10 protein-coding genes are annotated in these 12,565 nt (G+C 65.0%); 6 read left to right on the top strand and 4 right to left on the bottom strand.

Features of this window, described 5'->3' with window-relative positions; translation table 11 throughout:
* Positions 1-5: 5 nt before the first annotated feature.
* A complete protein-coding gene (locus G6P99_RS04965) occupies positions 6-2,606 on the bottom strand; it encodes a CHAT domain-containing tetratricopeptide repeat protein (RefSeq protein WP_165127476.1) in 2,601 nt (866 codons plus the stop codon).
* A gap of 148 nt (positions 2,607-2,754) precedes the next feature.
* Complete coding sequence (locus tag G6P99_RS04960; protein ID WP_029082971.1) at positions 2,755-3,489, bottom strand: HugZ family protein; 735 nt, start codon at positions 3,487-3,489, stop codon at positions 2,755-2,757.
* Between the two features lie 237 nt (positions 3,490-3,726).
* On the opposite strand from G6P99_RS04960, the gene G6P99_RS04955 reads away from it, so the two are divergent.
* From G6P99_RS04955 to G6P99_RS04935, 5 genes are all read left to right on the top strand, one after another.
* A complete protein-coding gene (locus tag G6P99_RS04955; RefSeq protein WP_016843287.1) occupies positions 3,727-4,428 on the top strand; it encodes a response regulator transcription factor in 702 nt (233 codons plus the stop codon).
* A gap of 182 nt (positions 4,429-4,610) precedes the next feature.
* Entirely contained in the window at positions 4,611-6,359 is a 1,749-nt protein-coding gene (locus G6P99_RS04950) for a stimulus-sensing domain-containing protein (protein WP_371261206.1), read from the top strand.
* The gene (locus tag G6P99_RS04945) at positions 6,356-6,796 is read left to right on the top strand and encodes an HPr kinase/phosphorylase (RefSeq protein WP_165127474.1); all 441 of its coding nucleotides are present in this window, start codon (positions 6,356-6,358) and stop codon (positions 6,794-6,796) included. Before G6P99_RS04950 ends, G6P99_RS04945 begins: the two co-directional genes overlap by 4 nt.
* A gap of 214 nt (positions 6,797-7,010) precedes the next feature.
* A complete protein-coding gene (locus tag G6P99_RS04940; RefSeq protein ID WP_021076632.1) occupies positions 7,011-7,412 on the top strand; it encodes a PTS sugar transporter subunit IIA in 402 nt (133 codons plus the stop codon).
* Positions 7,409-7,735, top strand: coding sequence for an HPr family phosphocarrier protein (locus G6P99_RS04935; protein WP_029082974.1), 327 nt, complete (start codon positions 7,409-7,411; stop codon positions 7,733-7,735). Before G6P99_RS04940 ends, G6P99_RS04935 begins: the two co-directional genes overlap by 4 nt.
* Before the next feature lie 23 nt (positions 7,736-7,758).
* Here G6P99_RS04935 and G6P99_RS04930 read toward each other — a convergent pair whose 3' ends face one another.
* Complete coding sequence (locus G6P99_RS04930) at positions 7,759-9,372, bottom strand: glycosyltransferase family 39 protein (RefSeq protein WP_029082975.1); 1,614 nt, start codon at positions 9,370-9,372, stop codon at positions 7,759-7,761.
* A 172-nt stretch (positions 9,373-9,544) separates the two neighbouring features.
* Positions 9,545-10,369, bottom strand: a complete 825-nt coding sequence (locus G6P99_RS04925; RefSeq protein ID WP_245284775.1) for a M15 family metallopeptidase — start codon at positions 10,367-10,369, stop codon at positions 9,545-9,547.
* A gap of 190 nt (positions 10,370-10,559) precedes the next feature.
* Between G6P99_RS04925 and lepA the strand changes: the two genes are divergently transcribed.
* On the top strand, positions 10,560-12,371 hold the full coding sequence (gene lepA, locus G6P99_RS04920) for a translation elongation factor 4 (RefSeq protein ID WP_029082977.1): 1,812 nt from the start codon (positions 10,560-10,562) through the stop codon (positions 12,369-12,371).
* Positions 12,372-12,565: the final 194 nt, after the last annotated feature.

Here is a 12,565-nt window from a genome sequence, read left to right as displayed (position 1 = left end):
GCCAGCTAGCGGGCCGCGCCTTCGCCGATCAGGGCGAACGGCGCCCAGAATGCCGGGTATGCATTTCGCGCCGAGGATGTGTCGTTGAGATAGGCGAGCATCGCCTGGCGCAACGCCTCGGCGCGTCCCAGTCTGGGGTCGGCCTTCAGGCGATCGAAGGTCGAAATGGTCAGCCGCGTTGCGGCCTCCGAATCCACCGACCAGTGCGACACCAGCAGTGCTCGCGCGCCCGCGTAGAAGAACGAGCGCGCCAACCCTGACAGGGCTTCGGCACCGGGCTTGTCGCCGGCGATCGTGTTGCACGCAGATAGCACCACCCAATCGGCGTTGAGCTTGAGCTGCGCGACCTCGCTTGAGGTGAGCAGTCCGTCGTCCAGGTCTGACGGCTGATTAGGAATGCTCAACACGAGCGAAGGTTCCGCAACACCCTTCACATCGCCTGCGACAAGGCCATGCGTTGCGAAATAGATGATTGCGTAATCAGTCAGTGGCGCGCGCTTCACCGTGGTCTCGCTCGCGTCAGCACCGAGATGGATGTCGGAGGCTTCAGCGCCGAGGTCCTTTGCGACCGCATTCAATTCGTCGGCGGTGTCAGGCAGTTGCGGCAGCGCGGCGGCAAGCCGCGCACGATCGACGCCGGCGCCCTGCCAGAAATCGGTGTAGGCCGACGTCACCAGCGCGCGCGAGGCCTGCTTGACCGCGGTGCGGCCGGCGCCCGAGCCCTCGCGCGACGGATTGAACAGCGGATCGCCAAAGCCGGTCAGCGGCTTTGTGCTTTGCTCCTTGCGCGCGAAGGCGCGCGACGCCTTCAGGCTGGAAGCCGCAGGCAACACCGATACCGCCTGCCGCTTCAACAGCCATGCCGCGTCGCGATAGCCGGCAAATGTTTCGGGAATCGCTGAAGGCGGCGGCTCGGTGACCAGCAAATGGAATGGTAGCGCTGTCAACGCTCCTACAGGCGCGACCAGCAGGCTGCGCTTGTCCCTGACCAGCGCATCGACCGGGCCGAGCAGCGCCGCGTAGAGCTCATTGGCCAGTGCGAGATCGAACAGGCCGGCCTTGTCGCTGGCATCGCTCGCCTTGCCGATATCGAGCCCGCGACGAAATGCGGCAACCTTGGCAGACAGCGCATCGCCGCCAAGGGAGACCTGCTTCCAGTCGACCGCGTCGCGGGTCAGCGCGAAGACGAAGCTTTCCTTGTCAGCGACCGCGAACAGCACCATCGCCTCGTCGGGCAAGAGCAGCGCCTGGATCTCCCGTGCGGTCATCGGCAAGGGATTCGACAACGCGGCATAGTCGGGGAACTCGGTCGCAAAGGTCTTTTGCAGGCCGGCGCGCTCGGTCGCGATCGCGGCAAGCCGCGCGCGGCTGCGTGCTTCGGCCGCAGCGTCGCGCTTGGCCCGGTCCTTCGACACCGCCGAGAGCAGCGCCTTGTCCAGCGCCTCGGCTTCCGCCGCGAGGTCCTGGTCGCGGCGCACCAGTTGCGCGAGACGGTCGGTGCCGGCGGCAAGCCGCACCGCAAGCTTGTTCACGGCCGACGCCGCCGATGATTGCGTGGCGCGCTGGACCACATTCAGCGCAGCGTCGAGCGCCCTGTCGCCGGTCAGCAATTGCTGGCGCTGCGCGGCGAGCAAGACCGGCAGCGCCACGCGGAGCTGCGCCCGGCCATTCGAAATCGTGGTCTCGACGATCGGCAGCGCGTCCGCGCTGCGGCCTTCGGCCTGGTAGAGCCCGGCGAGGTTGTTGAGCGATGTCGCAAGATCGGGATGATCGGGTCCGAGCGCGCCTTGCCGGATCGCGACTGCGCGCTGATAGAGCGGCTCGGCATCGGCATAACGGCGCTGCCGCTCATAGAGATCGGCGAGATTGTTGAGCGACCGCGCCACATCGGGATGCTCGCGCCCGAGCACTTTCTCGCGGATCGCAAGCGACCGCCTGATCAGCGGTTCGGCCTCCGCATAGCGCCCCTGCACCTTCTCGACCTGGCCGATATTGTTGAGCAGGGTCGCGACCGCGGGATGCTCGGGGCCGGCCGCCTTCTCGTAGATCGCGAGCGCGCGCTTGAACAGCGGCTCGGATTCCCCGTGGCGACCGAGCTTCTCGTACAGCGTCGCCAGATTGTTGAGCGACTGCCCGAGATCGGGATGGTTTCGACCCAGCGCCTTCTCGCGGATCGCCAGTGCCCGCTTGAACAACGGCTCGGCATCGGCATAGCGCTCCTGCCGCTGATAGAGCGCGGCAAGGTTGTTCAATTCAGGCGCAGCGTCGGCGGAATTCAAACCCGACACCTTGTCGAGGATCGCGATGGCGCGCTTCAACAGCGGCTCTGCCTCGGCGTCGCGGCCCTGCGCGCCGTAGATCTGGGCGAGATTGTTCAGCGCCGCCGCGACATCGCGATTATCGGACCCGTACTTCTTTTCGAGGCTGTCGAGCTGGCCCTGCGCCAGCGGCAGCGCTTCGGCATATTTGCCGGCGCGGCTGAGCGCGTTGATCTTCGCGCTGAGCGCCGCGACGCTACCCTGCTCCGCGAACGACGGCGCGGACAGGCTGCCACTCGCGGCCAGCGCAAGTCCAAGCGCGACGACCAGATGATTGCCTGACTTCATGGGCCTCGTTCCCGGCACGGCGACGATCGCGCAAGGAGCGGGAGCCATGCGACATCATGCCTCGCTGCGCCGCGATCCTTTGTGCTGCCGCCATGGGTCGCGGCAACGACGGCCGCCGTTCAAGGTGAGCTCCGAGATTCCCGTAGCACTACTGCTTGGCGCGCGCCTCGCCGGCGAGCCGCACGAGCATCTTGCGCAGCTCGGTGCCGTTGGTGACCCGCTCGGGGAAATCGAGCCGCAGCGTGTTGCGGTCGGCCTGCATGTCCATACCCTCCGGGTCGCAGCCGGTGCAGAGCCAGTCGGCACTTTCCGCGCCGAGCAGCCGCGTGGCGTAGAGGTTCATGGCCTCGCGGTGATCCTCGTTCATATGCGCCACCGCACCGGGCTCAGCCTCCAGCAGCGCTTCGGCCCCGCCGAGATCGGTCAGGAACTGCGCTGGCTTGAGGTCGACGATACGGCCGAACCCGGCCACCAGATGGGCGCCGCTCGGCTGTATCCGGAAGAACGAAAAATCCTTAAATTCTACAAAGGCTTCCGCCGAAGGGTGGGCGCCGAGATAGCGGCGGCTGACGAGCTCCCGCTCAGACTCCGCGACCTCCTCGGCCTTCCCCCCGAGCATGATCCGGGCTCCCTCCAGCGGGTCGCCCTCGGCGCGCTCGTCCAGCATAAGCGACACCCTGCCGTCGGCCAGGATGTTCTTGGTGTGTAGCGCCAGCCGCGAAATCAGCAGGATCGGCGAGCCGTCGGGATGGCTGGCCAGATTGATCAGCGAGCAATAGGGATCGCGGGTACCGGTCATCAGCGTGGCGAGCGCGCCCTGGCGGCTGCGGCGCAGCAGCGAGCGGGCAAGACGGGCGGGGTCGAAGTCGGCGGTCGGTTGCATGGGCCTATCGGGTCATTTTATGGGCGAATCGAGCCGGTTCCGCATGAAAAAAGGGCCTTTTCTCAGGGTCTAAGGGTGCTATATGGGGTCCATCGCTTGGGTCGCAGCGTTTTTGCGGAACTCGGTCACACTTCAGCCCAGCTTGCATTGCTCGTTGACCGCGTTCGAAGCCCATTTCCACGGCGCGTCGCCAGAGTGCCCGCCGCTTAAGCCACTCTCAAATTGTGAAAGCAGCACATGCCCACAATCGCCCTGGTCGACGACGACCGCAACATTCTTACTTCGGTCTCGATCGCGCTCGAAGCCGAAGGCTATCGCATCATGACCTACACGGACGGTGCGTCGGCGCTGGATGGGTTTCGCACGTCGCCGCCCGATCTGGCGATCCTCGATATCAAGATGCCGCGCATGGACGGCATGGAAACGCTGCGCCGGCTGCGCCAGAAGTCCGACCTGCCGGTGATCTTCCTCACCTCGAAGGATGAAGAGATCGACGAATTGTTCGGCCTGAAGATGGGCGCCGACGATTTCATCCGCAAGCCGTTCTCGCAGCGCCTGCTGGTCGAACGCGTCAAGGCCGTGCTCCGCCGCGGCCAGCCGAAGGATCCGACCGCCGCGCCGAAGGAGCCGGACGCCCGCGCGCTCGACCGCGGCCTGCTGCGGATGGATCCGGAGCGCCACACCTGCACCTGGAAGAACGAGCCGGTGACGCTCACTGTGACCGAATTCCTGATCCTGCAGGCGCTCGCCACCCGCCCCGGCGTTGTGAAGAGCCGCAACGCGCTGATGGACGCGGCCTATGACGACCAGGTCTATGTCGACGACCGCACCATCGACAGCCACATCAAGCGGCTGCGCAAGAAGTTCAAGGTGGTCGACGACGACTTCGAGATGATCGAGACGCTGTACGGCGTGGGCTATCGCTTCAAGGAAGCCTGATCTGCACTTCCCGGGCGGCTTGTTACCTGACAGGCTCCGCACGGCTGGGGTAAGCTCGGGCCACCAAATGCTTCGCGGGACGACATCCATACCAACCGGCAGCTTTGCCAGTGCTTGATCGAACGCAGCTCGAGCAGGGACTGAACACCGAGGACGCATCACAGGTCCTCGATCACGAGGCCGTGGCCGACGACGTTGCGCAGGACTTGGCGCAGGACAAGGGCTGGCGCCGGCCGCTCGGTTGGCTGCGTCGCGCCGGTCAGTTCTTCTTCGCGCTGTCGTTCTCGAGCCTGACACGCCGCATCGTCTCGCTCAACCTCGCCGGCCTCGTCGCGCTGGTCGCTAGCATCCTCTATCTCTCGCAATTTCGCGCCGGCCTGATCGAAGCACGCACACAGAGCCTCTTGGTCTATGCCGAGATCATCTCGGAGGCGATCGCCGCCTCCGCGACCGTCGAAGGCAATACCGTCACCATCGATCCCGACCGGCTGCTCGACCTGAAGCCCGGCGAGAGTTTTGGCCAACCGGACGAATCGGCGGACTTCTCGATCAATCCGGAGCGTCTTGCGCCGATCCTGCGCCGCCTGATCGCGCCGACCAAGACGCGGGCCCGCATCTTCGACCGCGATGGCGGCCTGATCCTCGACAGCCGCAATCTGTTCGCGCGCGGCGACGTGCTGCGCATGGAGCTGCCGCCGCCGTCGGAGAAGCCGTCGCTGTATGAGAAGAGCAAGGCCACCATCAAGACCTGGCTCAACCGCGGCGACCTGCCGATCTACCGCGAGCTCGGCCCCGAGGGCGGCAAGGGTTATTCCGAAGTGGCGCAATCGCTCGATGGCATGAAGGGCAGCGCGGTGCGCGTCACCGAGCGCGGCGCGATCATCGTGTCGGTTGCCGTTCCGGTGCAGCATTTCCGCGCGGTGCGCGGCGCATTGATGCTGACCACACAGGGCGACGACATCGACCAGCTGGTGATGTCCGAGCGCCTCGCGATCCTCAAGATCGGCGGCGTCGCATCCGCGGTCATGATCATGCTGTCGCTGTTGCTGGCGAGCACGATCGCAGGCCCGGTGCGGCGGCTCGCCGAAAGCGCGGAGCGCGTCCGTAACCGCATCCAGACCCGCGTCGAGATTCCCGACTTCACCGGGCGCCGCGACGAGATCGGCCATCTCTCCGGCGCGCTGCGCGACATGACCAACGCGCTCTATAGCCGCATCGAGGCGATCGAGATGTTCGCCGCCGATGTCGCCCATGAGCTGAAGAACCCGCTGACCTCGCTGCGCTCCGCGGTCGAGACGCTGCCTTTGGCGCGCAACGAGAACAGCCGCGCGCGGCTGCTCGCCGTGATCGAGCATGACGTCAGGCGGCTCGACCGCCTGATCTCCGACATCTCCGACGCGAGCCGGCTCGATGCCGAGCTGCAGCGTCAGGATATGGCGCCTGTCGATCTGCGGCGGCTGCTGACGACGCTGACCAGCGTCGCCAACGAGACCCGGCTCGGCCACGACGTCGCCGTCGAAGCCCGCTTCGAGGGCCGCGGATCGACCGACACGCTCTCCGTGCCCGGCCATGATTCCCGGCTCGGCCAGGTGATCTCCAACCTGCTGTCGAACGCGCAATCCTTCTCCAAGCCGGGCGACAAGGTACGCATCGTCTGCCGCCGCACCCGCGGCGAGGTCGAGATCATCGTCGACGATGACGGGCCCGGCATCGGCGAGGACGCGCTGGAGCGGATCTTCGAGCGCTTCTACACCGACCGGCCGCATCAGGGATTTGGCCAGAACTCCGGCCTCGGGCTTTCGATCTCCAAGCAGATCATCGAAGCGCATGGCGGGCGCATCTGGGCTGAGAACCGCCTTGGCCCGGCCGGCGAGGATGGCAAGCCAACAGTTGCCGGCGCGCGCTTCGTGGTCAGGCTGCCGTCACTATGAGCGACAATTCAAGCGTGCACGCATCCGCCGTTCTGGTCGGCGAGCGTGCGGTGCTGATCCGCGGCCCGTCGGGTGCCGGCAAGTCGCGTCTGGCCTTCGAGCTGATTCTCGCCGGGCGCACCGGAGTGCTCCCGCCGGCCATTTTGGTGGGGGATGACCGTGTCTATCTCGACACAGCTGGCGAACAATTGTGGGTTCGCCCGGCACAGCAATTGGCCGGTCTGATCGAGATCCGAGGCCTCGGAATCCGCCATTGCCCGTTCGCAAATGAGGCCGTGGTGGGGCTGGTCGTCGACCTCGCGGCCGACGACGCCGCGCGGCTGCCGCCGCCGGAGGCGCTCAAGACTCGCCTTAATGGTGTTTCAATACCGCGAATTTCCGTACCGGCCGGCTTCCAACCCCTGCCGCTGGTTGTCGCTGCGCTGACGACAACCTGAAAGTTCATGTTCCCGTAATCTTGCGGCCAATTGTGAGAAGGGAATTGGTAACCATATCACATCCACTATCGCGTCGGATTTTACCGGCGCAGCCTCCCCTCTCTACCGCCAGGAACAGGGAGACTAGCCAAGATGCCCTCTTGCGCAGGGCCTCTGGATGGTCAAAGTGGCGCGTTCGTGCGGTGCACCAAAGGGCGCCCGCGAGGAGTTTCCGATGATTGGTCTAGTGCTGGTGACCCATGGGCGCCTTGCCGACGAGTTCCGAGCCGCGCTCGAACACGTCATGGGTCCGCAGAAACAAATTGAAGCAATTACGATCGGCGCCGAGGATGATTCCGATCTCTGTCGAAGCGATATCATCGAGGCGGTGAACCGCGTCGATAGCGGCGACGGCGTTGCGATCCTCACCGACATGTTTGGCGGCACGCCGTCGAACCTGGCGATCTCCTGCATGAGCCGCCCGAAGGTGGAAGTGCTCGCGGGCATCAATCTTCCCATGCTGGTCAAGCTCGCCAAGGTTCGCGAGGAGCGTTCGCTGCCCGACGCGATCGCGATGGCCCAGGAAGCCGGCCGCAAGTACGTCACGATCGCCAGCCGCGTTCTCGCAGGCAAATGAGCGGCGAGGCCCCGGGCGAAAACCAGGTCGGCGCGGGCGTGCCGGCGGGCGCCATCTCCCGTGAGCTCTTGATCGTCAACAAGCGCGGCCTGCATGCGCGGGCATCGGCGAAATTCGTCCAGATGGTCGAGCGCTTCAACGCCGAGATCTGGGTCACGCGCGGCGGCGAGACCGTCGGCGGCACCTCGATCATGGGATTGATGATGCTCGCCGCCGGGCCCGGCACCACGGTCGTGGTCTCGGCAAAGGGCGAGGAGGCGCAGCAGGCGCTGGACGCCATCGCCGAACTCGTCGCCAGCAAGTTCAACGAGGAAGGCACCTAAGTGCAGCCTCGCGTAACGAGGCGCTACTTCGCGGGCGGCACCAGATAAACTTTCCAGACTGTCGATGGGCCGGGATGGCCGTTGAAGAACCGCATGGTGGTCATCACCAGCGGCTCGGCATCCCTGGCATTCTCCGCCATCCATGCCTCGCAAGGCTTCAGGAACACCGGATCGGTGGTGTCGCAGACGCCGATGAAGCCAAGGCGCTTGGCCTCGTCAAGCGATGTCAGCCCCGACGACCACGCCTCGCCCGGCACCAGCGATGCCGGATGATCGGGGCTGTAGAACGTCATCGGCTCGCCGATGTCGGAACGTGCGACGACCACGGCCCAGCGCGAATGGAATTTGGCCTGCCAGGTCTCGGTGAGCTCGCGGGCGAGTTCGGAGCGCGCGGCATAGGTCGAAGCGCCATTGTGGCTGGACGCCATCTCCTGCGTGGCGATGCTGGGCGCAGCGATCAGCGTGGCAACCGTGGCCACGAACCAGACGGCGGATATCGAGAACAGCGCCATGCGCGGGATACGAAGCGAGGGGATCGCAACCAGCGCAAGCGGCACCAGGAAGAACAGCGGGATGCCCCAATCAGTCTTGATATAGACCTCGAAAGCCAACGCGCCGAGCGGCGGTCCGATCGCGACGATCGACTGGATGATCCAGACGTTGAGCGCCTGCGGACGATTGACGCCCGGATTGGGTCCGCGCGACCAGATCCGCGCCAGCACGTCCGACGGCCGCCACGGCACCGACCCGAGCAGCAGCGCCACGAGCCCCAGCACGACGGGAATCGCGAGCAGCCCGACATTGTGCACGATGTAGCCGATCACGAGCTGGACGTTGAGTGCGCGGCTCGACAGCGCGTAGACATCGCCGGCATAGGTGAACGGCAGGAAGTTCACCTCCTCCAGCCACACCAGATGCGGAATCATCGCCACGACCATCGTGCCGATCGCAACCCATGGCGCCGGCGAGCGCAGGAATTGCATCCGCTGCGGATGGATCAGCGCAGCAAGCCCGATGGCGCCGATCATCGTTACCACCCAGTACTTGGTCATCAGCGCCAGCATGGCGGCAAAGCCGAGCCAGAGGCCTGATTTCACGGTCCGCTTCTCGAACGCGTTCAGATAGGCCAGCACCAGGAGCGGCAGCGGCACCAGCTGCGCGAGGTCGGCGTTGTACTTGAAGCCCTTGAAATTGAAGATCGGGTAGAGCGCGAGCATCACCACCATGAAGAACGCACGGCGGCGATCGACGACCCGCAGCGCAATCAGCCAGCACACCACCAGCGCGAAGCTGACGGTTGCCATCGCGAGCGCGTAGGTCGACCAGTTGGTGACAGGGAATATCCTGAACCAGACCCCGGCGATCCAGCCCGACAGCGGCGGATGCTTGCCATAGCCGAGCAGGAACCGCTGGCCCCAGGCATAGGCTTCCGCGACATCCATATGGACGTCCTGCGCGGCCTTGAGCCTGATCAGGATCAGCGTCCACAGGATCGCGTGGACCAGCGCGAAGCCGATCACGAGCCACAGGCCGGTCCCGGGACTGGTTGCGCGCGAGGCAACCCATGCGGCGATGCGCCGGATCGTCAGCTTGCGGCTGGTGCGCCGGGCGGCAGGGAGGGTGGAGACGGTCGACATGGCCTGTGCCTGAGGCATGACCCGGAAAACTGGAAGGTGGTTTTCCGAAGGGACATGCCGAATGGAAGCGGAAGGACGATGAGTGAATGCTCACCAGCAGTTCAGCGCGCTTTAGCGCGTTTTTGTGGCGAGTGAAATCAGCTTGGCGTGAGAACGCCTCAAACCGGCCGATTCACTTTCCGAGAAGCTCCGGCCGGTACTCGAAATGCATGGTATCGTAGTGATACCATTTGCCGCCCCAGATGAATCCGTGGCGCTCGAAAATGTCGACGATCTGCTGCGGCATACGGTTTTTGTAGGCGATTGTGCTGCCCTTGCCCGCCCACAGCCAGTAATCCGAAACTTTCAGGTTGAGGTCGATCGCGGCGGCGTAGCCATGCATGCTCATCCGACCGGTATCGGCGACGGCGCGACACGACAGCACACCCGCGATCGGAAAGGCGGCGGCGCGCAGCGCCGGACCGAGCGCGTCGATCTCGGCCGAGACCTGCTTGAGACGCTCGGCCACGCCATTGACCCGCGTGACCTGAACCGGCTTGCCCCAGGATCCCGGCAGCCAAATGATCGTCACCAGGTTCCGCCTGACCTCGCCCGTATTGCAGTCGCCGTACATCTTCTTGAAGAAGGCCTCGTTGCGGAAACGGCCGGGATCGGCATTCGGGGCCGGCGGCGCGGCCGGCCCGGACGGATAGGACAACCGCATCTGATCGAGGATCGACGCGTTGCGCAGCATCTGATCGAACGGCTTGCCGGCGACGCCGTCATCGACCGGCATCACCGTGCCGTCGCGCCAGGTGATCGTGGTGTTGTCGTGGGCGGACAGCGCGTCGGGATAGGCGCGCACCAGACGGTCGAGCAGCTCGCGCCTGTCTTGGGCATGCGCAAGTGGCGGCATCAGTGCGAGCAAAACATGGGCGCACGCCACCGATCGCACAGCCATTCGGCGTTTCCCGGCCTGATCGATCCGCGCGACATTGGCCTCTTCGATCGCGTTCATCCTCGGATTCCAGCTGTTCGGCGCATATCAGGAGAAGCGAGGGTTTCGGGCTGAAAGACCTAGCAGAAACAGGCCCGAAAATCGATCGCGGCAGCCCTGACTGAAACACCCCGGTGATTCGCCGTCACACCCCTGCAAAATACCGCAATATGGTTGCCCGCGCGGGGGTGCGGATGCTATCCCGCGCCCCATGACAACCGCCCCGATTTCGAACATCCGCAACTTCTCCATCGTCGCCCATATCGACCATGGCAAATCGACCCTCGCCGACCGCCTGATCCAGATGACGGGCGGCCTGACGGATCGCGAAATGGCGGGCAAGGAGCAGGTGCTCGATTCGATGGATATCGAGCGCGAGCGCGGCATCACCATCAAGGCGCAGACCGTCCGGCTGAACTACCGCGCCAAGGACGGCAAGGACTACATCTTCAACCTGATGGACACGCCCGGCCATGTCGACTTCGCCTACGAGGTCTCGCGGTCGCTGGCGGCGTGCGAGGGTTCCCTGCTGGTGGTCGACGCCAGCCAGGGCGTCGAGGCGCAGACGCTCGCCAACGTCTACCATGCGCTTGACGCCGGTCATGAGATCGTGCCGGTCCTGAACAAGGTCGATCTGCCCGCAGCCGAGCCCGAGAAGGTCAAGCAGCAGATCGAGGACGTGATCGGCATCGACGCCTCCGACGCGGTGATGATCTCGGCCAAGACCGGCCTCGGCGTTCCCGATGTGCTGGAAGCGATCGTCTCCCGCCTGCCGCCGCCGAAGGGCGACCCTGACGCGACGCTGAAGGCGCTCTTGGTCGACAGCTGGTACGACGTCTATCTCGGCGTCGTCGTGCTGATCCGCGTCGTCGACGGCACCATGAAGAAGGGTAGCCGCATCCGCATGATGGGCACCGGCGCGGCCTACGACATCGAACGCGTCGGCTTCTTCACGCCGAAGATGACGCAGGTCGAGGAGCTCGGCCCCGGTGAGATCGGCTTCATCACCGCCGCGATCAAGGAAGTCGCCGACACGAGAGTGGGCGACACCATCACCGACGACAGGAAGCCGGTCACCGAAATGCTGCCGGGCTTCAAGCCGGCGATCCCGGTCGTGTTCTGCGGCCTGTTCCCGGTCGATGCCGACGATTTCGAGACGCTGCGCGCGGCGATGGGCAAGCTCAGGCTGAACGACGCCAGCTTCTCCTTCGAGATGGAAACCTCGGCCGCGCTCGGCTTCGGCTTCCGTTGCGGCTTCCTCGGGCTGTTGCATCTGGAGATCATCCAGGAGCGGCTGTCGCGCGAGTTCGACCTCAACCTGATCGCGACCGCGCCGAGCGTGATCTACAAGATGAAGCTGACCGACGGCACCGAGTTCGAGATCCACAACCCGGTCGACATGCCCGACGTGGTCAAGATCGCCGAGATCGAGGAGCCGTGGATCGAGGCGACGATCCTCACCCCCGACGAATATCTCGGCAGCGTGCTGAAGCTGTGCCAGGACCGCCGCGGCGCGCAGAAGGAGCTCACTTACGTCGGCTCCCGCGCGATGGTGAAATACGATCTGCCGCTCAACGAGGTGGTGTTCGATTTCTACGATCGCCTGAAGTCGGTCTCCAAGGGCTACGCCTCGTTCGACTATCATCTGACCGACTACAAGCCGGCCGATCTGGTGAAGATGCAGATCCTCGTCAACGCCGAGCCGGTCGACGCGCTGTCGATGCTGGTGCATCGCACCCGCGCCGAAGGCCGCGGCCGCGCCATGGTCGAGAAGATGAAGGAGCTGATCCCGCCGCACATGTTCCAGATCCCGATCCAGGCGGCGATCGGCGGCAAAGTGATCGCGCGCGAAACCGTCCGCGCGCTGCGCAAGGACGTCACCGCGAAGTGCTACGGCGGCGACATCACGCGCAAACGCAAACTTCTGGAGAAGCAGAAGGAAGGCAAGAAGAAGATGCGGCAGTTCGGCAAGGTCGACATCCCGCAGGAAGCCTTCATCGCCGCGCTCAAGGTGGACAGCTGAGGCGCCGTCACGGACCGTCGCCAGCTTGACGACAACCGCGCCAGTCCCGCCCTAACCGAAAATCTCGACAACAACCCCTTGCAAAGTAGCCGGCACGCGTCGGCCAGGGTGTTCGGGCAACGCCGAGGACATGTGACATGTCAGGCAAAACAGCGGCGGCAGGAAGCCTTCATCGCCGCGCTCAGGATGCCAGG

Source organism: Bradyrhizobium sp. 6(2017) (assembly GCF_011058295.2).
GTDB classification, from domain to species: Bacteria; Pseudomonadota; Alphaproteobacteria; order Rhizobiales; family Xanthobacteraceae; genus Bradyrhizobium; species Bradyrhizobium septentrionale.
This window is presented reverse-complemented; position numbering and strand designations above follow the sequence as displayed.